Origin of the sequence: Paractinoplanes polyasparticus, from assembly GCF_019710575.1 — a bacterium.
GTDB lineage: Bacteria > Actinomycetota > Actinomycetes > Mycobacteriales > Micromonosporaceae > Actinoplanes > Actinoplanes polyasparticus.
In genome coordinates this window covers 39,017-65,467 of sequence record NZ_JAHWFK010000058.1, presented here as the reverse complement: position 1 = coordinate 65,467, position 26,451 = coordinate 39,017, and the positions used below count along the sequence as shown (strand labels likewise).

Sequence of the window (26,451 nt, the reverse complement as noted above, 5' to 3'; positions counted from 1 at the left end):
TCGTACAGGTAGTTAACACGTGCTTAGTATGCCCAGCGGTTTGATCCGGCAGTCTCGTGTTAGAGAAGACCTATGACGGATCTCTGGTGGAAGAGTGCGGTTGTTTACCAGATCTACCCGCGCAGCTTCGCGGACGCCGACGGCGACGGCATGGGCGACCTGCGCGGCATCATCGACCACCTGGACCATCTGGCCGGCCTCGGTGTCGACGTGATCTGGCTGTCGCCCATCTACCCCTCGCCGCAGGACGACAACGGCTACGACATCAGCGACTACCAGAACATCGAGCCGGTCTTCGGCACCCTCGAGATCTTCGACGAGCTGCTGGCCGGGGTGCACGCCCGCGGCATGAAGCTGATCATGGATCTGGTCGTGAACCACTCCTCCGACGAGCACCCCTGGTTTCTCGAGAGCCGGTCCAGCAAGGACAGCCCGAAGCGCGACTGGTACTGGTGGCAGCCCGCCCGCGAGGGCCTCGAACCCGGCGCCCCGGGCGCCGAGCCGACCAACTGGGGCTCGGTGTTCGGCGGCTCGGCCTGGGAGCTCGACGAGAAGACCGGCGAGTACTACCTGCACCTGTTCTCGAGGAAGCAGCCCGACCTCAACTGGGAGAACCCGGCGGTCCGCCACGCCGTCTACGAGATGATGAACTGGTGGCTCGACCGGGGCATCGACGGCTTCCGGATGGACGTCATCAACATGATCTCCAAGGTGGTGCCGCTGCCCGACGGCCGGCTGACCGCCGGATCGCTCTACGGTGACGGCTCGGCCGGCTTCATCAACGGCCCCCGCCTGCACGAATACCTGCAAGAGATGCACCGCGAGGTGTTCGCCGGCCGCGCGGCGATGCTGACCGTGGGCGAGATGCCCGGCGTCACGGTCGACGAGGCGAAGCTGTTCACCGACCCCGAGCGGCACGAGGTCGACATGGTCTTCCAGTTCGACCACGTGTGGGCCGACCGCGGTGACGACCCGTGGCTGCTGATGCCGTTGCAGCTGACCAACCTCAAGGCCATCTTCAACCGGTGGCAGGCCGGGCTGGCCGAGGTGGGCTGGAACAGCCTGTACTGGAACAACCACGACCAGCCGCGGGCGGTCTCCCGCTACGGCGACGACAGTCCCGCCCACCGTGTCGCGTCGGCCAAGATGCTCGGCACGGTGCTGCACCTGCACCGCGGCACGCCGTACATCTACCAGGGCGAAGAGCTCGGCATGACCAACTACCCGTTCCGGGCGATCGACGAGTTCCGCGACATCGAGGCCCTCGGCCAGTACGCCCAGGCCGTCGAGCTGGAGGGCCGGTCACCCGAGGACGTGCTGACGGTGCTCCGGGCCCGCGGGCGGGACAACGCCCGTACGCCGATGCAGTGGAACGCCTCGGCCCATGCCGGCTTCACCACCGGCACGCCGTGGCTCGCGGCCAACCCGAACTACCCCGAGATCAACGCCGAGGCCGCGCGGGCCGACCCCGACTCGGTCTACCACTACTACCGCAAACTGGCCGACCTGCGGCACACCGAGCCGGCCGTGGTCGACGGCGACTTCACGATGCTGCTGCCCAACCACGAGCAGCTGTACGCGTACACCCGCCGCCTGAACGACACCGAGCTCCTGGTGATCGGCAACTTCTCCGGCGATTCCGTACGAGCCGAGGTGGACGAAGCCTGGACCGGCGCCGAGCTGCTGCTGACCAACCTGCCGACGCCGCCCGAGAACTGGACCCTCGCGCCGTGGCAGGCCGTCATCTACAAGCGCTCACTCGCGTAGGGCTTTCCCGAAGTTCCACGAGCCGCGATAGCTGATCATCAACCAGTTGCCGGCGCCGGGAATGACGACGAGGGTGACCTGCTTGGTGATCGGACGCCGGTAGGTCACCCCGCCCCGCACCATTCGTACCCGCGCGCTGTAGGACACGGCGATCGTCAGCCAGTTGGTCTCCTCGTCGATGTAGAGGACCGACTGGCCGACCTTCTCGTCGACAACGTACGGCCCCGTCTTCGCGAAGGTGTAGGTCTTGTCGCTCAGGTCCCAGAAGGCCAGGACCTCGACGTCGCCGACATCGTCCTTGTTGCCCTTGAGAGCCTTGCGAACCGAGTCGCGCCAGTGGTCGCGCGTCGGCGGGATCATGTGCCGGGAGACCGAGGCGAAATCCGACACGACGTACTTGCTCTTCGGCCGGAGCCGATCCAGGTCGAAGCTCTCCGTTCGCAGGAAGGCGACGACGTCCTGATAGGTCTTCGTGACCCGCGCGGCCCCGAACCGCTTGGCCACGTCCTTGCCGAGGATCGGCTCGCCGATGTCCGGCGTCGTGGAGTAGGGCGCGAGTTTCTGGTTCAGGTCGCGTGGCCCCGATCCCGTTGGCGACGGGGCGGCGGGCGGGGACACCGACGCGGGGGCGGACCCGGAGGCGCTGGGGGCCTGCCGGGCGGTGGCTGCCTCAGGGGCCGAACAGGCGGCCAGGCTCAGAACGAGCGCAGCGGTCACCAGGTGTCCATATCGGACGGCATGAATCGACACGGTGGGTGAATCTTTCTCGCGATGGGGGCGCACCATGAGAGCACACTCCCGATCGGATTCATCCACGGGCCTCGTCGAGCCGGTGGGCGTCGCCGGCGGCTCGGGCCGTGAGCCGGCCCGAGCCTGCGGCGCTCAGTTGGTGATCGTGTCCCAGGAGAAGGCGAGCAGGGCGAACGCGGCGCCCAGCAGCGCCAGGCTGATGCCTCGGGACGAGATGGGCAGCGCGGCCAGCACGAGCAGGATGACCGCGATCAGATAGAAGATGCCCTGGATGGACATGGAAGCTCCTCGATAGTGGGGTGGCGGCGCTGCCAGTACCCCCACCGCGAGGCGGGCTAAACCAAGGTCAACACGAACTCGGAGCCGGCGCCGATCGTGGTTTCCGTGGGAACGAGGCGGGTGGCGCGGCCGGGTGGCTCGCCGGTGCCGTAGTTGCGCAGGAAGCGGGGATGCGCGCCGCCGCTCACCTGTAGCCGCAGGCGGTGGCCCGGGCGGAAGACATGCGCGGTGTGTCCCATGTCGACGACCGTCCGGGGCTCGCCGGTCATGCGGGTCAGGCCGTCGCAGACGTTCAGCGAGCGGCCGTCCGGGTCGACGTCACACAGCCGTACGAAGAGGTCTCCGCTCGCGGCGGTCGTCGTGGCGTCCAGCTCGGCCCGCACCGGGCCCATCAGCGTGAGTGGCCGCTCGACCGGGTCGCTGGTGAACAGCAGCACGTCGCCGCGCTTCTCCAGCGGGGCGTTGTCGACCTGGCCCTGCGTCGACGACTGCAGCGGGCCGCCGATCGACGGGGTCGGGTCGGCGGGGTCGTACCGGAAACGCCAGCCACGCTCGGCGGTGAGCGAATCGAATCTCAGGCGCTCGGCCCGGGTGTCCGGCGGGGGCCAGTCGGGCAGGTCGCGCCACTCGTCCGTGCCGCCCACGTGGACTCGTACGCGATAGGCCGGAGGCTCGCCGCGCAGCCGGCGCATCGCCTGGGCGAACACCTCGGGCCAGCCCTTCTCGAGGGCGGACGTGTGGGTCCAGGGGCCGATCAGCAGGTCGACGTCGCGGCCCGCGGCACGCAGCCGGGCGTACTGGTCGAGCACCTGGGCCGGGCTGAGATCCCACCAGCCGAGCGTCAGGCTGACCGGCACCTCCATGGCCCCGGCCACCTCGGCCATGTTCGCCTCGCGCCAGAAGTCCGGTGAGGAATGGGTGAGCCACTCCTCGAGCGCCGGCCGCCGGCCCCCGAAAACCTGCGGATAGGCGTCGAGGAGTGGCAGTCCGAGGATGGCCCGGCGCAGGCGGAACCTCATGCGGATCACCGTGCGCAGCGCCTGGCCGGAGGTCACCCCGCCCTGCTTCAGCATGACGCCACCGACCAGCGCCCGTTCGAGCCCGAACGCACCACTGGCCCAGAAGAAGTCGTACGGGTCGGTGTGGCCGAGCTGCATCACCGCGCCGCGCCATTCCGGCGGCGGGTCGGCGGCGAGCGCGGCCTGCGTGTACGCCATGTAGCTGGCGCCCAGGGTGTAGAGCTCGCCGGTGAACCAGTCCTGCTTGCGCAGCCACTCGACCGCGGCCACGCCGTCGGCCGCCTCGTTCTGCCAGGGGTGGAACGTGCCGCCCGAGCCGCCGGTGCCGCGCGAGCTCTGCAGCAGGACGTGGAAGCCCTGCTCGGCGAAGCGGACCCCGTAGATCAGGTTCCAGGGAAAACCGCTTCTGATGTACGGGGCCCGGATGAGCACGGTCGGGCAGGGGTCGCCGCCGACCGGGGCGTAGTGGTCGGTGAGCAGCGGACTGCCGTCGGCGCCGGGCACGGGCACGGCCGTTTCCCGCTGGACGGAGTAGGGCCCGGGGGCCCGGCGGCTCAGGAGTCGGAGGGACAGTGGCAGTCTTCGCATAGTTCCACCCCCGCATTTTTCGTACGTCGTACTAGAAATAGTAGCAGGAGGCATCGATGGCTCGCGGACGCCCGCCCGCGCACACCCGTGACCAGGTCGTGGACGCCGCGATCGGGATCGCCGACGCCGAAGGGCTGGGGGCGGTCACGATGCGCCGCATCGCCCAGCAGATCGGCGCCGGGGCGATGTCGCTCTACACGTACGTGCCGGACAAGGACCGGCTGGTCGACCTCATGGTCGACCGGGTCGGGGCGACGCGGACGCCCGTCGAGCTCACCGGCGACTGGCGCACGGATCTGCTGGCGCTGGCCCGTTCCCAGCGCTCGCTCATGCTGGCGCACCCGTGGCTGCCCGCGGCCCTGCCCAACCGGCGGCTGACCGGGCGCAACATGCTCGCGTACCTCGAACAGGGGCTCGCCGCGCTCGCGCCGACCGGTCTCGGCGGGCCGGCCAAGCTCGAGATCGTCGCGCTGGTCACCGGACTGACGGCCACCTTCGTCACGGCCGAGCTGGCGGGGTCCACGCCCGTTCCGGAACAGGTCGCGCTGATCGGCGAGGCGGTCGCCAGCGGGGAATTCCCCCAGCTGGGGGCCGTGCTGGCCGAGGGTGGACAAGGCAGCGGCGAGCCGGATTTCGACCGGCTCGCCGCGTGGACCATCACGGGCCTGGTGTCTCAGGCCATCGGGTCCCTCAGCTCTTGATGCAGATGTCGAACGGGTGACCTTCCGGGTCGAGCAGCACGCGCCACCGCTCGGGGGTGGGCTGCTCGTCCGGCTTGGTCGCGCCCAGGGCCAGGGCCTGTTGCTCGCCCTGGTCCAGGTCGTCGACGTACAAGTCGAAGTGATAGCGCTTGGGGGCGCTCTCCTTCGGCCAGCCGGGCGCCGAATAGCCGGGCACCTGCCCGAAGCCGATGCTCGTCGAGCCGTCGCCGATCATCGCGTAGTCGTCCTGGCTGTGCAGGATCTCCCAGCCGAGCACAGCGGCGTAGAAGCGGGCCTGCACGGCCGGGTCGGACGCGTCCAAATTGATCATCGCCAGGGTTGCGAATCCACTCATGGACGCGATCCTTCCCGCCAAGACTGACATCTCCTGTCAGTTACTTCAGATAGACCAGGCCGTCCAGGGCCACGCCCGGCCGGCCCGGCGTTCCCTCGACCACGATGCGTACGGTGTGCTCGCCGCCCTGCGGCCACCAGCGCGACCAGACCACCTGGCGGGGCAGCGGGCGCGTCGAGCGCAGGTCGACCATGCCCTGCGGCCGCCCGTCGAGGAACACCCCGATCCGGCCGGCGCGCGGGCCCTTGCTGAGCACCAGCGCGACCGAGCTGCCGCTGAACCGCCACGACGCGCTCGTCCCGCGGATGCTGCCACCGACCGCCGTGCCGCCGAGGTAGGAGCCGTTGCGCAGGGGCCGCCACGTTCCGCTGCGCTGGGCCCCGGATTCGGAGACGACCACGGGCGTACGGGTGACCGAGGCGCTCACGAAGTTGAAGGCCCGGTCGGTGGCGCGCACGGTGAACGTGGCCGGCCGGTTGGCCGGAGCGCCGACGTTGCGGGTGCGAGCGGTGACCCCCAGATTGACGGTCGCGGGCCGGGTCAGCCGCACCGAGCCCAGGCTGGCGTTGTCGCGGACGGTCCAGTCGAGGTGCATCGGCACGGCGCCCAGGTTGACCGTGCCGGGCCGCAGCGCCACGTCGGGCTCGCGGCTGAAGACCGGCGCGCTCGTGTCCGCGAAGACCCGGCTGTTCACGACGGTCGACCGGCCGGACAGGTGCAGCGCCCGCACGGTGACGGTGTGCCCGCCCGGTGTCAGCCGGACCGGGACCGACCGCCTGCCGGCCGGCGTGGCGACGCGTAACACGCCGTCCACCCACACCTCGAACCGGTTGATCAGGCCGAGCGGGGTGGTCACCGACCAGGCGGGCTGGATGACGCCCTTGGTGAAGTACCAGTTGCCGGCGCGGGCCGAACCACCCATGCCGATCATCCGCAGCCCGGCCGGGGCGGCGCCGGCGATCGCCCGGATGGAGGGGAGCTGCCCGTAGAGGGCGTTGCCCGGGCAGGCCGTCTGGCCCGCGTCGCGATGCCCCGAGATCCGGAAGAGGGGCACTTTACGGCCCAGCGGGAAGCGCTCGCTCCCGCCGGACGTGACCACCACCCGTCCGGCCGGCGGACTTCCGTACGCGCCGAGCTTGTAGGCCGCCATGGCAGCGATCACCGTGCGGACCCGGGTGGAGACGGCCCGGCCGCCGTAGGAGCCGATCACCGCGACGGAGCTGGCGTTCGCGTTGAAGCCGAGCGTGTGCGCGCCGAGCACGGTGCGCCCGATCCCGCCGCCGCGCCCCTCGAAGACGGTCCCGCACTTGTCGATGAGGAAGTTGTAGCCGATGTCGTCCCACCCCCGGCTCCGCACCTGATAGGCCTGGATGCCGCGGACGATGCTCGCCGACTGGGCGCAGCTGTAACCGTTGCCGGTAGCCGTGTGATGCACGAAGAAGACCTGCGTGGGACCGGTGTACTCGGGGGCGCCCTTGACGATGGCCTCGTTGGCCCGCCACCCGGCCCGGGTCACGATCCGCGGCGCCGGACGCGGCGGTAGGGGCACGGTGACTCGCGCCTTGCTCGGCGAGCCGCCGGTGCTTCCGCCGCCGGCCGTGCTCGCCGCGACTCGCCGGGGCGTGACGGCCTCCTGGGACTCGGGATTGATCAGGTCCATGCGCAGGCCGGCCGGGAGTGCGCTCCGGGCACCGGTCACGCGGGCCTCGACACCATCCGACGGGCCCACCCAGAGCGGGTCGGACGAGCCGCGTACGTCGGAAGGGGCGCGACCGTCCGTCTCGAGCGTCCGCCACGGCGACCACCGGCGGGTGTCGAGCGCGCGGGTGCGCACCTGAACGGAGCCGGTTACCCGGGCTGCCGGGTCGGCCCAGGTCACACCGATCAGGCTGAACGGCTTGAGGGCCGGGCTGGTGGTGCCGGCGGCAATTCCCGCGCTCGCGGCGTCCTCCGAACTGGCGCCGGCTCCCGGGTCGGCTGAGTTCGCAGCGCTCATGGTCCGCGTGAAGGCGATTGTCTGCAGCGCCGGATTGGTCGCGGTCGCAGCCTGCTGCTCGGCGGCCGTGGCCGGGCTGCCCCCCGCGCTCGCCGCCAAAGTCAGAAGCGCCGCCGCAGCGCGCGTCAAGGTCCGATTCCGGTACACGTGTCCCCCTGTGGTCTGGTTGATCGACCACGTGCCACCTTCGCCGCCTGCGAACCCGCGCGTCCCAGGAATCCGGAAGAAGCCCGGCATATCCGACGAACGGCGCTGCGAAACGTCCGAAAGTCCGGCGTGTCTTGCGCGCGAAGCTGAGACTGGCCCTGGCCGTGCCGGCGCGTTCGGGGCGCAGGCCGGCAACGCGGCCGCCGACGGCGTTGAACATGAGGAACCAGCCGTCCAGATCGCCGGGGTCGGGGACAGTGAACAACGCGCCGTAGCCGCCGAGCGGGCGGATGCCCTCGCCGCCGAACAGGGTGGCCGGCATCGACGCCAGGCGGCGGCCGCGCTCGTCGACCAGGGCGAAACCATGCTCGTCGACCCGGTTCGCCAGCGCCGCGGGCATCAAGGCCCATGGGGAGCTGCGCCCGGGCGAGCGGGTGCCCTCGGCCCGGTCGATCACCCGCGAGTGGGGCGCCGCCCGGCGAGCTGGCGGGCCGGCCTCGAGATCGTCGCCCGCGAACAGTGGGCGGCGTTCCAGCGCCATCCGTGGCTGGGACCGTCGATGTCGTTGACCCGCCCGCAGATCGCGCCCAACGGGTACGCCTCAGCGAGTGGGTGCTCGGCATCTTCGACGACACGACGCTGACGGCCACCGAGCGCATGTACGTCCAGATCATGGTGCTCACGTTCGTCCGCGGGCTGGCCGCCGCCGTCGAGCTGGAGCACGAAGCCGTACGCGAGACGGGCCTGACCAGCGACCAGTGGCTGGACACCCAGGCCGGCAACCTGGCCGGCCTGATCGATTCCGGTGCGCTGACCCACTTCCGGGAGCTCACCGAGCACGGTTTCGACTTCGACCTCAACCAGCTCTTCGAGTTCGGCCTGGCCCGCCTCCTCGACGGCCTGACCCTCTTCGTCGAGGCCCGCGGATAGCCGGCCCGCGCCCGCTCCCATCAGGGGGCCAGCCGGAGCACGACCTTGCCGTCGCTGTGGCGGGACTCGACCACGCGGTGGGCCTCGACGATCTCGTCCAGGGGGAAGGGCTGCACCGGCATGAGCAGCTCACCCCCGGCGGCCAGGTCGATCACGTGTGTCAGGCGTTTCGGGTCGCGGCCGGCTCGGACGACGCGGGTGCCGTGGTCGGCGGCGGCCTTGTCGTCGACGATCGTGCCGACGCGGTCACGGGGGATGCCCAGCTCGACGGACTGGGCGATCGCCTCGCCGCCGGCGGCGTCCAGCGCGGCCGTCGGCTGCAGACCGAGATCGCGTACGGCCCGGACCAGATCCTCGCCGTAGGTCACGGGAACGGCGCCCTGGCGGCGCAGTCGGTCGTGGTTGCGCGGGCTGGCCGTGCCGATCACGGTGGCGCCGGCGAGGCGGGCCAACTGGGTGGCCACGGTGCCCACACTGCCGGCGGCCGCGTGCACCAGCAGGACGTCGCCCGCACCGACGGCCAGTTCGAGCAGCGCCCCGCTCGCCGTCTGGGACGCGGCGACCAAGGCGGCGGCGGCCGGGAAGTCGAGCGCGGCCGGCTTGCGGACCACGTTCTCGGCGGCGACGCAGAGCAGTTCGGCGGCGCCGTTGAGCATCGTCGAGCCCAGGACGGGATCGCCGGGCTGGAACTCGTGCACACCTTCGCCGACGGCGTCGATCACGCCCGCGTACTCCTGGCCGATGGTCTGCGGGAACTGGATCTTCGCCCACGGCATCTGGCCCTGGCGGACGGCGACGTCGAAGGGCTGGACGCCGGCCGCCAGCACGCGGACCCGCACCTCGCCCGGGCCGGGCTGCGGATCGGGCACGTGGACGACGTGCAGCACCTCGGGCGGACCGAACTTGTCGAACACGGCAGCTCTCATGTGGCGAGTCTGCAAGCTGAACTCAGGTTGAGGTCAAGGGCGCTGCACGCGGACTGCACGCGCGGGGGCCGAGGGTGGTGGGCATGACTGTTGAAGCAGAGAATCTGAGCGGACGGCTCCTGACCGCGCTGGTCGGCGCGACCGAACTGTTCACCGTGGAGCTCGGCCGTGAGCTGGGCCTCTACGCCGCCCTGCGGGACCGGCCGGCGGGCGCCGCGGAGCTGGCCAAGACGGCCGGGATCGATGAGCGATACGCCCGGGAATGGCTGGAACAGCAGGCCGCGGCCGGGTTCCTCACGGTCGACGGCGACGAGTTCGCGCTGGCCGCGGGGGCGGCCGAGGTGCTGCTCGACGAGGGCGGCCCGGGGGAGTTCGCGGCCGGGCTGGGGATGGTCTTTCCGCGGGTGGTCGCGGCGTTCCGCACCGGCGCGGGCATTCCGTACTCCGACTACGGGCAGCACATCCGGCACGGCATCGCGGCGTTCAACCAGCCGATGTTCGATCACCTGCTGACCGCGGAGTGGCTGCCGGCCCTGCCCGAGGTGGAGGCGCGACTGCGGACCACGCCGGGCGCGCGGGTGCTCGACCTGGGCTGCGGCGCCGGCCGCTCGTCGGTGGCTCTGGCCCGGGCCTACCCGGCGATCACCGTACGCGGAATCGACCTGGACGAGGCCTCGATCACGGAAGCGCGGGCGGCCGCGGCCACCGCCGGTGTGGCCGATCGGGTGAGCTTCACGCTGGGCGATGCCGCCCGGATCGACGGGGAGTACGACCTGGTGACCATCTTCGAGGCCCTGCACGACATGGGCGACCCGGTCGGCGTGCTGAGCGCCGTCCGCCCCCGGCTGGCGCCCGGCGGCAGCGTCTTCATCGGCGACGAGCGGGTGGCCGACGAGTTCACCGCCCCGGCCGGCGAGATCGAGCGGCTCCAGTACGCGTTCAGCGTGCTGCACTGCCTGCCGGCCACCCGCGCCGAGGACCCGGTGATCGCCAACGGCACCATCCTGCGCGCCCCGACGCTGCTGGCCTGGGCGCGCGAGGCCGGCTACCGGTCGCCGGAGGTGCTCGACATCCCGAACGACTTCTGGCGCTTCTACCGTCTGCGGTAGAACCGTCTGAGGCGGAACAGGGCCTGGGGTTGTCGATTTCCGGTCGGCGGCGTTCGTCGGTGGAGTGACAGCGAAGAACGGAAGGAACCGACATGCCGAAGTACACCCTGCTGATCTACGGCGACTCCGCACAGTGGGAGGCCCTGACCGGCGAGGAGCGACGGGCCCACGACGCCGCTCACGCCGAGTTCCGGACCGCGGCGGGCGACCGCGTCATCGGCGGGCAGGAGCTGGAGCCCGCGCCGACCGCCACGACGCTGCGCGGATCCGTGACCTCCGACGGCCCGTTCCTCGAGACGAAGGAGGCGCTGGGCGGCTTCTACCTGCTCGAGGCGGCCGACCTCGACGAGGTGCTGGCCCTGGCCAAGCTGCTGCCCGAGGTGCGGGCCGCCCACAGCGGCGTCGAGATCCGTCCGGTCGTCGACCACGGATGACGGCCGAGATCGTCGCGGCGGTGGCCGAGGCCCACCGCCGCGACTGGGCTCAGGTGCTGGCGACGACCGCGCGCGTCACCCGGGATCTCGACCTGGCCGAGGAATGCACCCAGGACGCGTACGCGCAGGCCTTGGCCGTCTGGCCCCGCGACGGCGTGCCGAGCCGGCCCGGGGCGTGGCTCACCCGGGTCGCGCGGAACCGGGCGCTGGACGAGATGCGGCGCGAGGCAGCCTTCCGCCGCCGGCTGCCGCTGCTGGTCACCCCGCCCGACGGCCCCGGCGACGACCGTCTGCGCCTGATCTTCACGTGCTGCCACCCCGCGCTGTCCCGCGAGGCCCAGGTGGCCCTGACCGCCCGCCTCGTCTGCGGGCTCTCCACGTACGAGGTGGCCCGCGCGTTCCTGCTGCCGGAGCCCACGATGGCGGCTCGCCTGACCCGGGCCAAGAAGAAGATCGCCACCGCCCGCATCCCGTACCGGACGCCCGACCCCGACGAGATGGGGTCTCGCCTCGACACCGTGCTCGAGGTGGTGCACCTGCTCTACACCACCGGGCACACCGCCCCCATCGGCCCCGTCCTGATTCGCGCCGACCTCACTGCGAGCGCGATCCACCTGGCCCGGACGCTGCACCTGCTGATGCCCCGGTCCGCCGCGGTTGCCGCCCTGCTGGCGCTGCTGCTGGTGACCGATGCCCGGTCCGCGGCCCGGGTCTCCGCCTCGGGCGCCCTGGTGCTGCTGCCCGACCAGGACCGCAGCCGGTGGAACCACCCGCAGATAGCCGAGGGTGTGGCCCTGCTGACCGATTCGCTGCGCCGCGAGGCGCCGACCCGCTTCGCCGTGGAAGCCGCGATAGCCGCCGTGCACGCCGAATCGCCGTCCTGGGAGCGGACCGACTGGCCCGAGATCGTCGGCCTGTACGACGTTCTGCTGCGTCTGACCGGCGAATCGCCCGTGGTGGCGCTCAACCGGGCGGTGGCAGTCGGCTTCCGCGACGGCCCCCAGGCCGGGCTGGACGCGCTGGCGCCGCTGACGGCCGAGCCGGCCCTGGCCACGTACGCCTATCTCGCCGCGGCCAGGGCCGACTTCCTGCGCCTGTTGGGCCGACGCCCCGAGGCGGCCGCCGCCTACGACGAGGCCCTCACGCTGACCGACAACGAGGTGGAACGTGCTTTCCTGGCCGCCCGCCGGGGCAGTCTCTAGGCGGACACCTCACATTCGTTGCCGCCCGGCCGATGGTTGGGGTACAAATGATTGGTGTGGCAACGATATCGGCTCGGGAGGGCGCGGAGATGACGAAGGACGCCGAGGGACGCGGCCGGTTCCGGCAGTGGATTCACGAGACGTTCGACGACATGTGGTTCCGCTCGATGATCGGGCCGGCCCAGACGAAGAACGCCGTGCAGGGCTGCGACGAGGGTGCCCGCGAGCAGTGGAAGCGCGACCTCGAGAACCGCAAGCGCTACACCCGTGAGCAGCGCGAACGCAAGCGCCTGGCCCGTGCGGCCGCGAAGGGCTAACGGCGGACGTCGTCGCCCGTGAGGGCGGCCAGTTCGGCCCGGGTGGGGGCGCCCTCGCAGTCGCCCGGGACGGTCACCGCGAACGCCCCGGCTCTGATCGCCGTCGTGAGCCGCTCGGCCGGGGCGGCCCCGGCCAGCCGGTCGGCCAGGTAGCCGGCCACGAACGCGTCGCCCGCGCCAACCGGGTCGACCACCGTGACGCGCAGGGCCGGCACCGTGTGCCGTTCGCCGTCGATCAGCGCCACGCAGCCGTCGCCGCCGTCCTTGACGATCACCTCGGCCGGGCCCAGCTTGGCCAGTTCGGCCGGCACGTCGCCCGGGTCGACGAACAGCTCGGCCTCAGCCGGTGACGCGAAGACCACGTCGGCCCGGGTGGTGAGATCGCGCAGGACGGGAGCGGCGTCGTAGCGGCTCCACAACTTGGCCCGGTAGTTCAGGTCGATCGAGACGGTGACGCCGGCCGCCCGGGCGGTCTCGATCGACTGGAACGTCGCCGCCCGGGCCGTCTCGCTCAGGGCCGGCGTGATGCCCGTGATGTGCAGGATGGTGGCCGCCGTGACCTCGGCCGCGGGGACATCGGCGGGGGCGAGGCGCGAGCCCGCGCTGCCCGCCCGGTGATAGTCGACCTGAGCGAACTCGCCGGACCGGCGGTGGCGCACCATCAGGCCGGTGAACGACTCGTCGGTGATGGCCAGCGTGCGCACCCCGGCGGCGGCGATGCGGGACGCGATCAGGGCACCGGTGGCGTCGGGGCCGACCCGGCCCAGCCAGGTGGCCTCGCCGCCGAGGCGGGCGACGCCCATCGCCACGTTGCTCTCGGCGCCGCCGATGCCGAACGAGAAGCTCTTCGCGTACGCCAGCGGGCCGATGCCGTCGGCCGCGACCAGCCCCATCGTCTCGCCGAAGGTGAGCAGGCCCGTCATGAGCGGGCGAAGGCGACCGCGCTGACCGCATGGCGGGCCCGGGCGGCCAGGGCGGCGAGGCTGCCCCCGACGACCGCGTCGCCGACCAGCGGGCCGCCCAGGCCGACCGACCGGGCCCCGGCGAACAGCCAGTCGGCGATGTCCTCGATCTTGATGCCGCCGGTGGGCATGACGTTGATCTGGGGCAGCGGGCCGCGCACGTTACGCAGGAACTCGGGGCCCAGACCGGCCGCCGGGAACAGCTTGACCAGCGGCGCGCCGACCTGGTGGGCCGCGTACGTCTCGGTCGGGGTGGACGTGCCGGGGTAGAACGGGACGGCCGAGGCGGCGATCAGACCGCGGTCGAGCACGGGGGAGACCAGGAACTCGGCGCCCGCGTCGACTGCGGCCTTGGCGTCCTCGGGGGTGAGCACCGTGCCGGCGCCGACCGCCACCGACGACGGCAGCTGACGGCGCAGACCAGCCAGCGCCTCGACAGCGCCCCGGGAGGTGAGCGTCACTTCTAGGGCCGTGATGCCGTTCTCGGCCAGCACTTCGGCCACGGCGGCGAAATAGTCGGCCGTGGGGGCCCGCAGGATCGCGACGATCCCGCTTTCGACCACGGCGGCGGACACGGCGTCGAGGGGAACGCTCACATCGGTCACGCCTTCAGATCCTGCCCCACTTCGGCCCGGCCATCCAGGGGTGCGGTGCGTGCGGGACGTCTCAACCGGGGCCAGGTGCGGCTTTCGGCGTCGGCCGGCGGCGACGGGGGCGCCGTCTCGATCCGCAGCTCGTCGCGGATGGCCGCCTCGAACTGCTGCATGACCAGCGGCACCTGGGCCAGCAGCTCCCGGAAGTGGATCTGCGGCTCGACCCCGACCACTGCGGCCGGGTTCATCTCGCCGTGCAGCTTCTGCAAAAGGACGTGCACGGCCAGGGCGGCGCTGCGCACCGGCCCGGAGGCGAGCAGCCGCACCTGCATCAGGGCCGGGCCGACCTCGTCCATGTACGTGAGGACGGGCACCGCCTTCTCGCCGGCGTCGTACGCGGCCCGCAGCCGGTAGGTGTCCCGCTCGAAGACCGACAGAAGCGACACGTACGCCTCCTTGCGTTCCTCGTACCACCTCCGGGTGCGCTTACGACGGCTGCGCAGGTAGTCGTTGCGAGCGGACGCGAGCTGTACCGCCGCGGCTCCGGCCAGGGCGAACAGGGCGGCGATGAGGGGGAGTCCCCACCACGGGATGTCAGACACGCGCTAACGGTATCGACGCCGTGCCCGGCGGGCGCAGCCCGCATGCCGATCGTGACCGCCCGGCGACCAAAGCTCGCCTATCCGGCTATCCGGGACAGCGCAGCGTTGATGGCCCGTGACGCTTCGTCGTGCACACCGGCCGGAGGGAGGAGGGCGCCGCGCCGCCTGAGGATCGCCACCCGATCGGCGCCGAGTCGTTCGCCGGCGGCGGCCCGGGCCCGGTCGAGGCGGGCCTGTTCGGCCGGATAGACGTCGGCCGGCGGCAGCGCGGCGTCGACCAGCACGGCCGTCTCGTCGGCCCCGACCCGCACGAGCAGCACGACCAGGTTGCGCAGCGCCGCCGCCCGCAGTGTGTCGTTGCCCACCCGGCGCCACATGGCCAGCACCTCGCGGAACGCGGACAGCGCGGCCGCCGGGTCGCCGTGCCGGCTGCCGATCGCCACCGCGGCCGTCTCGGCCGCGCCCTGGAAGAGCCGCTCGTCGACCGTCGCGGCCACCTCGGCCGCCTCGGCCAGCAGACTCAGGGCCCGGTCGGGGTCGCTGTCGCCCAGCGCCTCGCCCAGGGCGTAGAGCGCCTCGGCCCGGGCGCCCGGGTTGCCGGTCGACACGGCGAGATCCACAGCCGACCCGGCCGCTGCGACCGCCTCGTCCACCCGGCCCGACCACGCCAGCACCAGGGCCTCGCCGACCAGCCCGGACACCCGGTGCACGGGCTCGGTGCCCATCGCGCGGTAGTGCCGCAGGGCGGTCGCGGCGTCGCACGACACGAGAGCGACGTCGCCCAGCACCTCGTGGACGGCGTCGCTCTCGTATCCGGCCGCGAGCGCCCGGGCCTCGGCGAGGTCGCCCCGGCCCCATGCGTGGGTGGCCGCGGCGGCCCGGGCGTCGGGCTGATCACCGGCCGCCCGTCCCCAGGCCAGCACCTCGTAGTGCTGGCAGCGGTAGCCGTAGCGGTAGAGGGCGGCGGCCAGGTCGCCGGCGCGCGAGCTCCGCAGCACCGCGAGGCGCAGATCGGGCAGGAGGGCGTCGAGCTCGCGCACCGCCACGGCCTGCGACGGCCCGCGGAACATCAGATCGAGCCGGCGGGCGGTGGCCAGCATCACCTCGGCGTGGCGATGGTGGAGCGCCTCGCGCTCCTCGCCCAGCAACGAGGCGGCGTACGCCCGGATCGTCTCGAGCAGGCGGAACCGCCCCGGCCCGTGCCGGACGACGAGCGAGCGGTCGACCAGGTCGGCCAGCACGGCCGCCGCCCCGTCGGCAGCCACCACGGCCTCGGCCTGCGACACCGTGAACGCGCCGGCGAAGGCCGACAGCCGCGTCAGCACACGCCGCGCCGCGGGGTCGAGCAGTCCGAACGACCACTCCACCACCGCGCGCAGCGTACGGTGCCGGGCGGCGCTCGTCCGGCCGCCGCGGACCAGCAGGTCGAGCCGGTCGTCAAGCCTTTCCCGCAACTCGTCGACCCCGAGCGCGGCCGCCTGGGTGGCCGCGAGCTCGATCGCCAGCGGCAGCCGGTCGAGCCGCTCGACGATGACCGGGTCGCCGGTGGGCACGCCGGCCCGTTCGGCGAACAGGCGCATCGCCGCCGGCCGGTCGAGCGGCCCGAGTTCGAGCAGCCGCTCGCCGTCCACCCGTAGCCTTTCCTGGCTGGTCACGACGACGCGGACGCCCGGCATGGCCTGCACGACGGCTGCGGCCGGTTCGACGACGTGCTCGCAATTGTCGAGCACGACGACGGTGAATCCGGCCGCGTGCCGCCCGATGACCTCGAGCGGGTCGTCGAGCGGCCCGACCCGCGCGCCCACCTCGGTGGCCACCGCCGCCAGGAAGTCGTCGACGGTCACATCGGCCGCATCCACCCAGGCCACCCTCGAACCGGCCCGCACCGTCTCGGCCACCAGCCGGGTCTTCCCGACGCCGCCGGGCCCGGTCACCGTGACGATGCCGGGCTCGGCCAGCAGGCCGGCCAGCGTCCGCTGCTCACCCTCGCGTCCGAGGAAGCTGGAAAAGCGGAGGGGCAGGGTCTTCTTATGTACGCGCGAGGGTGACAAGCCGGGGGCAGGAGTTCCCACCACAGCCGCCGGTCCCTCGCCGCGCAGCAGCGCGACCTGTAGAAGCCGTACGGTTTCGGACGGGTCGATCCCCAGCCGGTCGACCACCGCGTCGGAGTGCCGCCGCAGCACCTCGAGCCCCTCCCCGCGCCGCCCGCTGCCGGCCAGCGCCGTGGCCAGCACGATCGCGCCGCGCTCCCAGCAGAGGTCGTCCGCCACCGCCACCCACAGCCGATCCACCGGCCCACCGGCTCGGACGAGATCGGCCACGGCCTCGCGATGCAGCCCGGCGAGCCGCCCGGCGACGCCCCGGAACGGTTCGCCCTCGAACTCGGGCATCGCCGGCCCGCGCCACAGGTCGAGCGCCTCGGCCACCGCCCCGTCGCGCAGCAGATCTTCGAACCGGAGCACATCGACCTCAGCGCGACGCAGACCGAGGCAGTAGCCGGCCGGCGTCAGCGCGATCAACGCGGGCACGCCGATCGCCGCGCGCAGCCGGGCCACATGGGACTGCAGGCTGTTGCGAGCCGATGCCGGCGGCCCCTCGGGCCAGAGCGCGTCGGTCAGAGCCGCGGCGCCGACGGGCTGCCCGGCGTGCAGCGCGAGCATCGCCAGCACTGTCCGCTGGCTCCCGCCGGTCACGACGACCGGCCCGTCGTCGCCGCTCACCTCGAACGGCCCGAGCATCCGCACGAGCACCCGCCGAACATACGGGCCCGCCCGGCAAGATCGCTTCAGCTTTTCGGGGATCAGCCGCCGGGCCGCAGCAGGGCGGTCAACCGATGACGCACGGCGGCCGGGTCGGACACGTCGGCGACGTGGATCAGGGGATGGTCGGCCAGGCGCGTGACCTGGTCGTCGTCGCGGCCGCCGTTGCGGACGGCCTGGATGCGGTCGGCCAGGCGGCCCGTGCCGGCCAGCACCAGCACCGGGCGACGGGAGCGCAGGCTTTCGGCGGCGTCGCCGGCCGAGATCGGGCCGCCGTTGATCAGCACGGTCGCCGACGGGGCGGAGCCGGCCACGACGGTGGCGGTGTCGGCCAGCCAGGGGGCCTCCTCGCCCCATGCGGTGCCGGGGACCAGCACGAAGTGCGAGTGGTGCGACTCCAAGGGAGCCGGGTCGCCCGGCCCGGCGGATCCGCCGGGCAGCACGACGGTCTGTTCGACCGCCACACCGACCAGGGGAAAGGTGTCGCGGGCGCGGCCCATCAGGCGCATCACGCCGACGTCGGTGCCGCCGTCGACGACGACGGCGCGGGTGGCGGCGAAGGTGGGCAGCAAGGCCAGCGCCACCACCGCGCTGATTCGTTCCATGTCGGTGTCGGTCATGCCGTTGGCCCCGCCCACGATCGCCACTGCGGTCCGGGGGCCGGTCAGGCCGAAGTCGCGGACGGCCGCCTCGAGACCCTCCCGGTCGGACACCCGGGCGGCCAGGGCCTGGCGGCCCGCGCCGAAGTCGAGAGTGAACACTGCCCGGCCGTCACCCATACGCGTCCTCCGTCAGCCCGTGGCCACTGCCGTTGCCTGGCACGTTACGCGAATCGGGGACAGCGTACGTCCATGATCACATCGGTGGTGATCCAGCTCGATCCTCCACTGCTGACAAGCCTGGGCGCGTCGCCCTCAGGAAACGGCCGGCTCGATCGTGAGGGTGCCGGCGTCGGCGTCCAGGAAGGCGGGGGTGCCGAGCGGGATGGCGCCCTGGCCGATCGGCAGGCCGCCCAGGATCGGCACGCCGAGCGGGGACAGCCGGTCGCGCAGGACGTCCAGCACCGGGCCCGGGCCGCAGTCGATGTAGCGGCCCAGGGCCACCCCGCTGATGCCCTGCAGGCGGCCCGTGCGATGCAGCATGGTCAGCTGGCGGTCGATCTGGGCCGCGTTCAGCGACCGGGCCTCCAGGAGCAGGATCGCGCCGTGCAGGCTGGGCAGGATCCAGCCCGCGGCGGTGGCGATCTGTTCCTGGTCGCCGCCCAGCAGCACGCCGGCGGCCTGGCCGGTGGTGGTCAGTTCGGCGGTGTGCGAGTCGGGCTCGCTGTGCAGGACGGTCGGCTCGGCGCCGAAGGCCGCGGCCACGAACGAACGGTCGGGCTCGCCGTAGATGCCGGCCAGGCCGGCCCGCTCCCAGAACGCCAGGTGCAGGATCGTGCAGTCGCGGAAACCGACCAGCAACGTCGGCAGGTGGGCCGCGGTCGCGAAGTCGAGGTCGTCGGCTATCCGGTGGGCATAGGCGCCGCGGCCGACGGCGATGATCGCCTTGATCGACAGGTCGCGCAGAGCCTCGTCGATGTCGGCGATGCGGTCGGCGCCGGAGCCGGCGTCCAGCGCGTGTTCGGCCACCGAGACCTTGAGACCCAGGCTCTCGAGCCAGTGGGCGGTGCGCTCGACGTCCGCCCGGTCCGGCGAGTCCGTCGGTGACACCAGTCGCACCTGATCGCCGGCCCGCAGCCGCGGCGGCCGGACGATATAGACATACTCGGATGCAGTCTGCACGTCCGCATTATCGCTCCCTCGGGTGCTGGGGCCGGATAGTTCCGCTGGTCGGGAACCATGGGCGGCACGCGCCACTCCGCTCGGGGCGACGGTCCGGAGCGACGACGGATCTTCCCAGTAGGGTGCGCAGGCATGAAGGTGCTCGAGGAAGACGTACGCATTGCCGGGGCGGGCCACGAGATCCGGGCCCGGGTGCTGACACCCGACGGCGGCGGCGACCGGCCCGGCCTGCTGCTCTACTCCGACATCTTCCAGCTCACCGAGTCGACGCTGCGCACCTGCCGCCGCCTGGCCGCGGCCGGGCTGGTGGTCTGCGTGCCCGAGATCTATCCGCGGGGCGAGCTGGCCGGGGTCGCGCTCGAGTTCGACGACGCGGGCAAGCAGGCCGGCCTGGCCGGCGCCGCCTCGATGACGACGGCCGAGTTCGACGAGGACCGGGCGAGCGTGCTCGACTACCTGGCCGCGCGGGCCGACGTCACAACCGTGCACGTGGGCGGCTGGTGCCTCGGCGGGCACCTGGCGTTCCGGGCCGCCTTCGACGAGCGGGTCGCCTCGACCGTCTGCTTCTACCCGACCGGCCTGCACAACGGCTCGCTCGGCGCCGACACCGCCGACTCGCTGAGCCGGGCGGCCGACATCCGGGGCGACCTGATGATCATCTTTGGGTCGCGTGACCCGCACGTCCCCGCCGGCGCCCGGGCTCAGATCATCTCCGCCCTCTACGAGGCGGGTCTGGAGGATCTGGAGCTGCACGTGTACGCCGGCGGGGAGCACGCCTTCATGCGGGATGTCGGGCCGCGTTACGACCCGGCGCTCACCGACCTCGGGCTCGCCGAGGCGGTCTCGTTCCTCGGGGGTCGCTCGCTCCGATAGCCGGCCGCTCGATCCGGGCCGGGTTTCCGCGTACGAGCTGATCGTGCACCCGCCACCGGCCGGCCACCGCGGCCCGCTCGGCGGCGGCGTCGTCCGCTTCCAGGCGTTCCCGCAGCAACCGCAGGGCGATCCGCCGGTTGAGCCCGAACTGCCGCTCGGTGTCGACCACCACGACCCGGCCCGACGGCCGGTGGGTGGCCCGGACGGCCGTGCTTGCCTTGTTGCGGTGCTGGCCGCCCGGCCCGCCGGTGCGCGTGGCGACGACGTCGACGTCGCGCTCCGAGAACCCGGTGTGCGGCACGTCGAGGTTGACCGGCTGCGCGATGACGTACCAGTTCTTGCGGCCGATGCCCGTACGGAAGGGACTGGAAGCCTGCCAGCAGAGCGTGCCCGTCCAGCCCCGCGCGAACTCGCCCGCGCCCTCACCCTCGACCGTGACCAGGGCCGACCGGGACGTGTCGGAGGCGACCGCGGCTCGCAGCCCGCGCGCCGCCGCCTCGGCCTTCAACCGCACCAGCAGCTCGATCAGCGCCCACTCGCATTCCCGCGGCCCGCGCCCGGCCGAGAGCAGCAGATGCACCCTCACTGGTGCCCCCTCGTCTTGTAGGTGACCAGCGGAACGGTGACCGCGACCGGCGTGGCCAGCCCGTGCGCCGCCAGGTCCCCGATCACCTGCTCGATCCGTTTGTAGGCCGTCGGCGCCTCCTCGAAGAGCAACTGCCGGTCGCCGCAGACGACCAGGGAGCCCACCTTCGTACGCCGGAGCTCGGCCACCGTGTGCTTGGCCTTCCCGCGGCGGAGCGCATCCGACCGCGACATCTTGCGCCCGGCGCCGTGGGCCACCGAGAAGTTCGCCTCGGCCCCCGCGTGCGCCGCGACGAGGTACGACGGTGTGCCCCGCGTGCCCGCGACCAGAACGTCCCGCGAGTCGCCGCGGGCCGCGCCCTTGCGGTGCAGGTAGAGACCGTCGCGCACCTCGACCAGGTTGTGGCACTCGTCGACGACCGGCTCGCCGATCTCGGCCCCGAGCGCGCGCCCGACCCGGGCCGCCATCAGCCGCCGGTTGAGCGACCCCCAGCGCACGGCGTCGTCATGCGCCTTCAGGTACGCGGCGGGGTCGGCGGCCGGTCCGGCCCCGTGCAGCTCGGTGTGCGCCCGCAGGATGCGCTCGCCGAGCCCCCGCGATCCGCTGTGGACGATCAGCACGAGGCTCTTCTCCGAAAGCGTCGTCTGCTGGAGGACGCCGTCGACCCGGGCCAGCTCCACGAAGTGATTGCCCCGTCCTACGGTGGCGAGGCTGTCGGTGTGCCCGGCCGGAATGTCGGCCGGCCATTCCTCGTCGTCCGGGGTCAGCGCCCGGTCGAGGTCGGGAAAGCGGGCGGCGATCCGCTCCGCGTTGGGGCGCTTGATCCTGATCGGAAAGACGGCGATGCCGCAGCCGATGTCCGACCCGACCAGGAACGGATACAGCACCGACGACAACATGGCCGCCCCGATCGGCGCCCCCTTGCCCGGATGCAGATCCGGCATGCCGGCGACCCGGATCATCCCGTCGAGCGCGGCGACCTGGTCGCACTGCACGAGGGCGTCGGACTCGATCCAGCTGCCGGGAGAGGCGAAGACACGAACAGTTGCGCGAGCAGACTGCTGAGACAAAAGAACTCCACAAAAGGGAATGACGACATGACGGCGGCGCGTCACAGCGCGCGGCCACAGGATGGGCTGAGGGCAGTCCGTCAGTACGTCATGCGTCCACTGTCGCGGAAGTTGCGCGTTCGCAGCAACAGAATTACGGGCCCGCGAGGTGCCGGACGAGGGCAGGGTCCTCGCCGATGGTCAGCGGATTGCCGGCCGACAGCGCTGACGACGTTCCGTCGAGGCGCTGAACCGACGTCATGTCGGTTGCCGCGGTGACGGTCGCCGTGCCCTCATGGGTCCAGACGATGGTGACCGGGGCCGATCCGGATCCGGCGGGTGCCGTGAACCGGCACTGCCAAGCGTTGGGTGGCAGGTCAACAGCCGGACCATGGCCGCAGGAGTGCACCTCGGCACCCGCGAGCCAGCGTTGCAAGGCCTCCACGGCCCGCGCGGCCGGCGTGGGCGAACCACCGTCGGGCTGCAACACGATCGGGATCTTGGCGCCGCCCCAGTTGTAGAAGTACATGCGCTCGAGGAACGTCTTCCGTGCCAAGAGCCCCACGAGGTAGAAGCGTACGGCGAAATTCCGGGCGGTGGTCTCGTCGAGCTTGTCCTGCAGCGGGATCGTGTAGGTCGTGCCCGTGTTCCAGATCCGGGGGTGGACGCCGGCCTCGTGCAAAATCTCATCGACGACGCCGGTGAGCTGCAACATCGTCTCGGGCGGGTCGGCCGCGCTGCGTTGGTAGAGCTTGATCCCGGCCACGTCGCAGTGATCGTAGCCGCCCAGAGCGGCGAAGGCGCGTAACGTCTCGCGGCCTTCCTCGGTCCACAGGTTGCCCATGCCGGGGCATACCAGGGTGGCGCGCGGGTCCGCCTTCTTGACGATCCGATGAGCCCGGCGGGTCATGTCGACGAGAGTCTCGACGGTTCCGCTGTAGAACCGGCGGTCAGTGGCGAGCACCCACAACTCGTACGCTTCGATCCGGCCGGCGTACCGACCGGCCAGGGCCGTGACGAAGGCGTCCCAGCGCGCCAGGTCGTCGGGCGGCGCGGCCCGGGCGTCCTCGGGGTACGGCGCTCTCGGCCCGGCGGGGGCGGCCCACCCCGGCGTGCCGCCGATAACGAACAGCACAGGCAGTGAGGATGCCTCGGCGCCGGCCACCTGACGATCGAGCAGCGTCCAGTCGAAGCGGCCCGGTTCGGGTTGAAGCTTGGCCCACAACGTCCCGCTGTCCCACAGCCGGACGGCGCCGACTTCGAAGTCGGGCATGTGACCGGTCTTGCTGTTGATGGTCACGCCGAAAAACTGATCCGGCACCGGTTCGGGAGGCAAGGTCCAGGTCGGCCCGCTGATCCACTGGGCGTCCGCCGGGCCGGGGTCCGGGGTTCCCCGCTGCCCGTCGAGCACGACGAGAAGGCCAACCAGGATTGTGAGAACCACGGCGACCATCAGAGGACGCCGGTGTTTCTTCGGCGCCGGCGTGGCCGGGTCAACCCGTTCCACCGGGGGAGCTGCTGGCGTCTCGCTGCTCGCCGCAGCCAGGGACCACAGCTCGAACAACTCTTCGAGCTCGGGCCGGGTGGCCCCCGTGGCGCGGCCGATTCTCTCGACGGTGCCGAAGTCAGCCGGGGCCGAACTGCCCGAACAGTACCGGTGGACGGCCGATTTGCTCAGGTGCACCCGGGCCCCGAGGGATTGGTAGCTGAGGCCGGAGCGTTCCTTCAGACGGGTCAGCGTCCGCCCGAGCTCGGCGCGAGGATCGCTTGCCGCCATCGCCACCTCCGCTCGAGCGCGGCTGCACTGCTGTCCGGAACCGATCCGAGACTCGCACGACATCACCGTGCCGAAGAAGCGCGGATCGATGACCATGCCTGTCGGATAACGGATTGCGAACCTGTCCCGGCGCCTCGGCCGCGTCCCACACTTCTGAGTTCTCGCTGGTCAGAAACGGGTCAACGTCCCAGCGTCCCGAAAGTCGCCGTCGGTCTTGTGCCGGGACGAGCACCGCCGCGACGGTGGACGCGGATCGGGGCCCGGCCCGGCGGATGCCGGGGATTCGCGGATTCCGGAAACGGGGGAGAACGATGCGGAGATTCATCGCTCTGATGGTGCTGCTGGCGAGTCTCGTGGCATTCGCACCGTCGGCGCATGCCGCCGAGGCGGACACTGCGCCGGCGGATGTCGTACAGCCGATGGGCACATGCTCGACGGTGGGCTGCGGTGGTGAGGTCACCAACCACTCGCAGCACTACATCAGGATCAGCAACAACTGGTGCTCCGGGTCAAGCGCCGACTACTACGGTGACCGCCTGTACGACTGCTACCCGTGGCAGAACTGGGACAGGTCCGATCTGTACCCGGCCGACATGTGGCTGACCCAGAACCAGTACTCGGGCAACTTCGTGAAGTACCGCGACACCGACGCGTTCATGGCGTCGGCCGGCTGCACCACGGTCTTCAACAAGTGGATCGGTCCGCTGCTGCTCGGCCGGTGGACGTACGACCGGCACAACCGGACGAGCGCCTGGATCAAGATCACCGACGCCGAGTTCATCGACATCCTGTCGATCAGCTGCTGATGCCTCATTGATTGACAAGCATCCATGTAAGGGATGAGGTGAGGAGCGACATCCTTCAACGAAGCAGGGGGTTCGATGTCGCTCCGTCCTCGATGGGTGGCCACTGTGGCCACCCTCGCTCTCATCACCGCGTCGGTGTCTGTGCCGGCGCAGGCAGCGCCCGCTGCGGCGCCGCCGTCGGTCACTCTGAACGCCGGCGAGACGGCGCTCATCCGATTCAGGCTCGCCGACGAGGAAGCGCTGCGGCGTCTCGTGGCCCAGGGCGCCGACCTCGCCGCGCGGCCGCGGACCCAGCAGGGCGCCGTGCTGGTCGACATGGTCGTCGACGATCGGCAGTTCGCGACGCTGACCGGGCAGGGCGCCGTGCCGGTGCAGGTCATCCAGCGCGAGTCGCCCGGCGGCGCCCAGCGGTCCGCGAAGGTCGCGGTGCAGGCCGACACGCTGCACTTCCTGCAGGCGTACTGGTGGACGACGGCCGGGCGGACGTTCGTGCAGACCCAGGTCGCCACCACCTCCAGCGACGACCCCGACGTCGAGATCACCGTCACCTGGCGGACGGCGGACGGCGCGACCGGGTCGTTCCCGCTCGTGCGGTTCGAGGACGCGGGGGAGTACCAGTACCACTACGCGCTGCCGCAGCCGTTGCCGGCCAAGCCGGTGCAGGTGACGGCCACCTCGAGCCTCGGCGGCACGGCCCGGCCGGCCACCCCGGCGGCGTGGCCGGGTGCGGCCCCGCCGGCCCCGCCCAGCGGCTATCAGAAGGACTTCATCGACGCGTACATGACGCCGGTCGACGTGCGGGCGCGGATCAAGCGGCTCGGGCGGCAGTACCCGGCGCTCGTCGACGTGATCAACCTGCCCAACCGGACGCAGGGCTACCGGCGTACGGCCGTGGCCTATCTCGGCGATCCCAACGCGGCCGCCGTCGTCGTCGAGTCGGTCCGGTTCGGCGCCCAGAGCATGAACGGCGTCCAGGTGCGCACCGTCGACCCGGGCCGGGCCAACCGTCCGCTCGCGGCCACCTACCGGGACCGCGTTCTCACCGTACGACTGGCCACCGACGCCGGCGGCAAGGTGATCAGCACGACCGACGATGTGGCCGCGTTCCTCACGGCCCGCTACCCGCAGCAGTTCCGCGCGTTCGTCGAGGCCGGTTCGGCCGGCCTGCCCATGCCGATCGCCGGGCCGGCGCGGCTCGACGACGGGCTGAAGGGCACCGAGGTGCCGACCGGTCCGTGGACGGTGCAGGCGCTGCGCATCGGCAAGGTGCGCGACGGCTCGAAGCCGGGCGTGCTGGCGTACTCGCAGGAGCACGCCCGCGAGTGGGCCACCCCGCTGGTGACCCTGGAGTTCGCGGAGCGGCTGCTGGCCAACTACGCGACCGACCCGGCCACCCGCGAGCTGGTCGACTCGGCCGACGTGTTCGTCATCCCGACGGTCAACCCGGACGGCGCGAACTACTCGTTCAACGACTTCAACTTCCAGCGCAAGAACCTGGTCAACCACTGTGCCGGAGCGTCCCGCGACCCGCGCAACCGCGACTCGTGGGGGGTCGACGTCAACCGCAACTACACCGTCGGCTCCTACTTCGACGGCTACGTCGGCGGCAGTTCCAACTGCCTTTCCGGCACGTACGCGGGCACGGCCGAACTCTCCGAGGCCGAGAGCCGCAACGTGATCGCCCTCGCCCAGGCGCACCCGAACATCGGGCTGGCCATGAACGTGCACAGCTACGGCGGCTACTTCATGTGGCCGCCCGGCGCCTACCGCGCCGACGGCCGGGTCACGTTGCCGCGGCCCTCGATCGACGAGTCGAAGTTCTTCCTGGACAGTGCCCGCCGGATCGTCGGCGCCATCTCGGCCGAGCGCGGCACGGTGACCTGGCCGTCGTACACCGGCCCGGTGGCCGACGTGCTCTACTCGGCGGCCGGCAACTCGGCCGACCAGCTCTACTACGAGCTGGGCATCGACGCGTGGGACTTCGAGGTCGGCAACGACCGCTGGAACGAGGCGACCCAGCAGTGGGAGGGCGTCGGCTTCCAGCCGCCGTTCGACGAGGCGCACGCCGAGGCGCAGGAGTACGCGGGCGGGCTCGTCGAGCTGGTCCGGGTGGCGCGCGACAAGGCCGCAACTGAACAGTGAC

At 71.9% G+C, this 26,451-nt stretch carries 25 protein-coding genes; 10 read left to right on the top strand and 15 right to left on the bottom strand.

Annotated elements, in window-relative coordinates; translation table 11 throughout:
• The first annotated feature begins 72 nt into the window (after positions 1-72).
• Complete coding sequence (locus tag KXC43_RS43490) at positions 73-1,767, top strand: glycoside hydrolase family 13 protein (RefSeq protein ID WP_221382127.1); 1,695 nt, start codon at positions 73-75, stop codon at positions 1,765-1,767.
• Here the strand turns inward: KXC43_RS43490 and KXC43_RS43485 are convergent.
• The 3 genes from KXC43_RS43485 to KXC43_RS43475 form a co-directional block, all read right to left on the bottom strand.
• Positions 1,756-2,484 (bottom strand): hypothetical protein, encoded by a 729-nt coding sequence (locus KXC43_RS43485; protein WP_221382126.1) that lies wholly within the window; start codon positions 2,482-2,484, stop codon positions 1,756-1,758. The two genes, KXC43_RS43490 and KXC43_RS43485, sit on opposite strands and share 12 nt — an antisense overlap.
• A gap of 165 nt (positions 2,485-2,649) precedes the next feature.
• Positions 2,650-2,796 (bottom strand): hypothetical protein, encoded by a 147-nt coding sequence (locus KXC43_RS43480; protein WP_221382125.1) that lies wholly within the window; start codon positions 2,794-2,796, stop codon positions 2,650-2,652.
• Between the two features lie 56 nt (positions 2,797-2,852).
• Positions 2,853-4,403 (bottom strand): CocE/NonD family hydrolase, encoded by a 1,551-nt coding sequence (locus KXC43_RS43475; protein ID WP_221382124.1) that lies wholly within the window; start codon positions 4,401-4,403, stop codon positions 2,853-2,855.
• A 56-nt stretch (positions 4,404-4,459) separates the two neighbouring features.
• On the opposite strand from KXC43_RS43475, the gene KXC43_RS43470 reads away from it, so the two are divergent.
• Positions 4,460-5,104, top strand: a complete 645-nt coding sequence (locus KXC43_RS43470) for a TetR/AcrR family transcriptional regulator (RefSeq protein WP_221382123.1) — start codon at positions 4,460-4,462, stop codon at positions 5,102-5,104.
• Here the strand turns inward: KXC43_RS43470 and KXC43_RS43465 are convergent.
• Positions 5,094-5,459, bottom strand: a complete 366-nt coding sequence (locus KXC43_RS43465) for a VOC family protein (protein ID WP_221382122.1) — start codon at positions 5,457-5,459, stop codon at positions 5,094-5,096. The two genes, KXC43_RS43470 and KXC43_RS43465, sit on opposite strands and share 11 nt — an antisense overlap.
• 40 nt (positions 5,460-5,499) lie before the next feature.
• The gene (locus KXC43_RS43460; protein WP_255645820.1) at positions 5,500-7,584 is read right to left on the bottom strand and encodes an N-acetylmuramoyl-L-alanine amidase; all 2,085 of its coding nucleotides are present in this window, start codon (positions 7,582-7,584) and stop codon (positions 5,500-5,502) included.
• Positions 7,585-8,145: 561 nt separating this feature from the next.
• On the opposite strand from KXC43_RS43460, the gene KXC43_RS43455 reads away from it, so the two are divergent.
• The gene (locus tag KXC43_RS43455) at positions 8,146-8,532 is read left to right on the top strand and encodes a TetR/AcrR family transcriptional regulator C-terminal domain-containing protein (protein ID WP_221382120.1); all 387 of its coding nucleotides are present in this window, start codon (positions 8,146-8,148) and stop codon (positions 8,530-8,532) included.
• 20 nt (positions 8,533-8,552) lie between these two features.
• Here KXC43_RS43455 and KXC43_RS43450 read toward each other — a convergent pair whose 3' ends face one another.
• Positions 8,553-9,458 (bottom strand): NADP-dependent oxidoreductase, encoded by a 906-nt coding sequence (locus tag KXC43_RS43450; RefSeq protein WP_221382119.1) that lies wholly within the window; start codon positions 9,456-9,458, stop codon positions 8,553-8,555.
• An 83-nt stretch (positions 9,459-9,541) separates the two neighbouring features.
• On the opposite strand from KXC43_RS43450, the gene KXC43_RS43445 reads away from it, so the two are divergent.
• The 4 genes from KXC43_RS43445 (at position 9,542) to KXC43_RS43430 (ending at position 12,520) form a co-directional block, all read left to right on the top strand.
• A complete protein-coding gene (locus KXC43_RS43445; protein ID WP_221382118.1) occupies positions 9,542-10,567 on the top strand; it encodes a class I SAM-dependent methyltransferase in 1,026 nt (341 codons plus the stop codon).
• Between the two features lie 92 nt (positions 10,568-10,659).
• Entirely contained in the window at positions 10,660-11,001 is a 342-nt protein-coding gene (locus KXC43_RS43440; RefSeq protein ID WP_221382117.1) for a YciI family protein, read from the top strand.
• Positions 10,998-12,203 carry an RNA polymerase sigma factor gene (locus tag KXC43_RS43435; RefSeq protein WP_255645818.1) on the top strand — a complete coding sequence of 402 codons (1,206 nt, stop codon included), beginning with the start codon at positions 10,998-11,000 and terminating at the stop codon, positions 12,201-12,203. The genes KXC43_RS43440 and KXC43_RS43435 overlap by 4 nt, the downstream gene beginning before the upstream one ends.
• An 89-nt stretch (positions 12,204-12,292) precedes the next feature.
• Positions 12,293-12,520: a hypothetical protein gene (locus tag KXC43_RS43430; protein WP_221382116.1), complete on the top strand. Its 228-nt coding sequence runs from the start codon at positions 12,293-12,295 to the stop codon at positions 12,518-12,520.
• Here the strand turns inward: KXC43_RS43430 and KXC43_RS43425 are convergent.
• The 6 genes from KXC43_RS43425 to KXC43_RS43400 form a co-directional block, all read right to left on the bottom strand.
• Positions 12,517-13,443, bottom strand: a complete 927-nt coding sequence (locus KXC43_RS43425; protein WP_221382115.1) for a sugar kinase — start codon at positions 13,441-13,443, stop codon at positions 12,517-12,519. The two genes, KXC43_RS43430 and KXC43_RS43425, sit on opposite strands and share 4 nt — an antisense overlap.
• Complete coding sequence (locus KXC43_RS43420; RefSeq protein WP_221382114.1) at positions 13,440-14,087, bottom strand: bifunctional 4-hydroxy-2-oxoglutarate aldolase/2-dehydro-3-deoxy-phosphogluconate aldolase; 648 nt, start codon at positions 14,085-14,087, stop codon at positions 13,440-13,442. The genes KXC43_RS43425 and KXC43_RS43420 overlap by 4 nt, the downstream gene beginning before the upstream one ends.
• The gene (locus KXC43_RS43415; protein ID WP_308129522.1) at positions 14,084-14,677 is read right to left on the bottom strand and encodes a hypothetical protein; all 594 of its coding nucleotides are present in this window, start codon (positions 14,675-14,677) and stop codon (positions 14,084-14,086) included. Before KXC43_RS43415 ends, KXC43_RS43420 begins: the two co-directional genes overlap by 4 nt.
• Before the next feature lie 77 nt (positions 14,678-14,754).
• Positions 14,755-17,427, bottom strand: coding sequence for an AfsR/SARP family transcriptional regulator (locus KXC43_RS43410; protein WP_221382113.1), 2,673 nt, complete (start codon positions 17,425-17,427; stop codon positions 14,755-14,757).
• Between the two features lie 50 nt (positions 17,428-17,477).
• Positions 17,478-18,215: a hypothetical protein gene (locus KXC43_RS43405; protein ID WP_221382112.1), complete on the bottom strand. Its 738-nt coding sequence runs from the start codon at positions 18,213-18,215 to the stop codon at positions 17,478-17,480.
• A gap of 135 nt (positions 18,216-18,350) precedes the next feature.
• Positions 18,351-19,217 (bottom strand): S66 peptidase family protein, encoded by an 867-nt coding sequence (locus KXC43_RS43400; RefSeq protein WP_221382111.1) that lies wholly within the window; start codon positions 19,215-19,217, stop codon positions 18,351-18,353.
• A 132-nt stretch (positions 19,218-19,349) separates the two neighbouring features.
• On the opposite strand from KXC43_RS43400, the gene KXC43_RS43395 reads away from it, so the two are divergent.
• Positions 19,350-20,090 carry a dienelactone hydrolase family protein gene (locus tag KXC43_RS43395; RefSeq protein WP_221382110.1) on the top strand — a complete coding sequence of 247 codons (741 nt, stop codon included), beginning with the start codon at positions 19,350-19,352 and terminating at the stop codon, positions 20,088-20,090.
• On the opposite strand, the gene KXC43_RS43390 is transcribed toward KXC43_RS43395, so the two are convergent.
• The 3 genes from KXC43_RS43390 to KXC43_RS43380 form a co-directional block, all read right to left on the bottom strand.
• The gene (locus KXC43_RS43390) at positions 20,032-20,676 is read right to left on the bottom strand and encodes a peptide chain release factor-like protein (protein WP_221382109.1); all 645 of its coding nucleotides are present in this window, start codon (positions 20,674-20,676) and stop codon (positions 20,032-20,034) included. The genes KXC43_RS43395 and KXC43_RS43390 overlap by 59 nt on opposite strands.
• Entirely contained in the window at positions 20,673-21,746 is a 1,074-nt protein-coding gene (locus tag KXC43_RS43385) for an RNA ligase RtcB family protein (protein WP_255645817.1), read from the bottom strand. Before KXC43_RS43385 ends, KXC43_RS43390 begins: the two co-directional genes overlap by 4 nt.
• Positions 21,747-21,879: 133 nt before the next feature.
• Positions 21,880-23,502, bottom strand: coding sequence for a helix-turn-helix domain-containing protein (locus KXC43_RS43380; RefSeq protein ID WP_221382108.1), 1,623 nt, complete (start codon positions 23,500-23,502; stop codon positions 21,880-21,882).
• A gap of 311 nt (positions 23,503-23,813) precedes the next feature.
• On the opposite strand from KXC43_RS43380, the gene KXC43_RS43375 reads away from it, so the two are divergent.
• Entirely contained in the window at positions 23,814-24,308 is a 495-nt protein-coding gene (locus KXC43_RS43375) for a hypothetical protein (RefSeq protein ID WP_221382107.1), read from the top strand.
• Between the two features lie 75 nt (positions 24,309-24,383).
• On the top strand, positions 24,384-26,450 hold the full coding sequence (locus KXC43_RS43370) for a M14 family zinc carboxypeptidase (RefSeq protein ID WP_221382106.1): 2,067 nt from the start codon (positions 24,384-24,386) through the stop codon (positions 26,448-26,450).
• The last annotated feature ends 1 nt before the right edge of the window (position 26,451 follow it).

Bases quoted from the DNA above. Each gene is read 5' to 3' on its own strand.
- KXC43_RS43490 (WP_221382127.1), top strand. From the start codon at position 73: ATGACGGATCTCTGGTGGAAGAGTGCGGTTGTTTACCAGATCTACCCG.
- KXC43_RS43480 (WP_221382125.1), bottom strand. From the start codon at position 2,796: ATGTCCATCCAGGGCATCTTCTATCTGATCGCGGTCATCCTGCTCGTG.
- KXC43_RS43475 (WP_221382124.1), bottom strand. From the start codon at position 4,403: ATGCGAAGACTGCCACTGTCCCTCCGACTCCTGAGCCGCCGGGCCCCC.
- KXC43_RS43470 (WP_221382123.1), top strand. From the start codon at position 4,460: ATGGCTCGCGGACGCCCGCCCGCGCACACCCGTGACCAGGTCGTGGAC.
- KXC43_RS43465 (WP_221382122.1), bottom strand. From the start codon at position 5,459: ATGAGTGGATTCGCAACCCTGGCGATGATCAATTTGGACGCGTCCGAC.
- KXC43_RS43450 (WP_221382119.1), bottom strand. From the start codon at position 9,458: ATGAGAGCTGCCGTGTTCGACAAGTTCGGTCCGCCCGAGGTGCTGCAC.
- KXC43_RS43445 (WP_221382118.1), top strand. From the start codon at position 9,542: ATGACTGTTGAAGCAGAGAATCTGAGCGGACGGCTCCTGACCGCGCTG.
- KXC43_RS43440 (WP_221382117.1), top strand. From the start codon at position 10,660: ATGCCGAAGTACACCCTGCTGATCTACGGCGACTCCGCACAGTGGGAG.
- KXC43_RS43435 (WP_255645818.1), top strand. From the start codon at position 10,998: ATGACGGCCGAGATCGTCGCGGCGGTGGCCGAGGCCCACCGCCGCGAC.
- KXC43_RS43430 (WP_221382116.1), top strand. From the start codon at position 12,293: ATGACGAAGGACGCCGAGGGACGCGGCCGGTTCCGGCAGTGGATTCAC.
- KXC43_RS43425 (WP_221382115.1), bottom strand. From the start codon at position 13,443: ATGACGGGCCTGCTCACCTTCGGCGAGACGATGGGGCTGGTCGCGGCC.
- KXC43_RS43405 (WP_221382112.1), bottom strand. From the start codon at position 18,215: ATGGGTGACGGCCGGGCAGTGTTCACTCTCGACTTCGGCGCGGGCCGC.
- KXC43_RS43395 (WP_221382110.1), top strand. From the start codon at position 19,350: ATGAAGGTGCTCGAGGAAGACGTACGCATTGCCGGGGCGGGCCACGAG.
- KXC43_RS43380 (WP_221382108.1), bottom strand. From the start codon at position 23,502: ATGGCGGCAAGCGATCCTCGCGCCGAGCTCGGGCGGACGCTGACCCGT.
- KXC43_RS43375 (WP_221382107.1), top strand. From the start codon at position 23,814: ATGCGGAGATTCATCGCTCTGATGGTGCTGCTGGCGAGTCTCGTGGCA.
- KXC43_RS43370 (WP_221382106.1), top strand. From the start codon at position 24,384: ATGTCGCTCCGTCCTCGATGGGTGGCCACTGTGGCCACCCTCGCTCTC.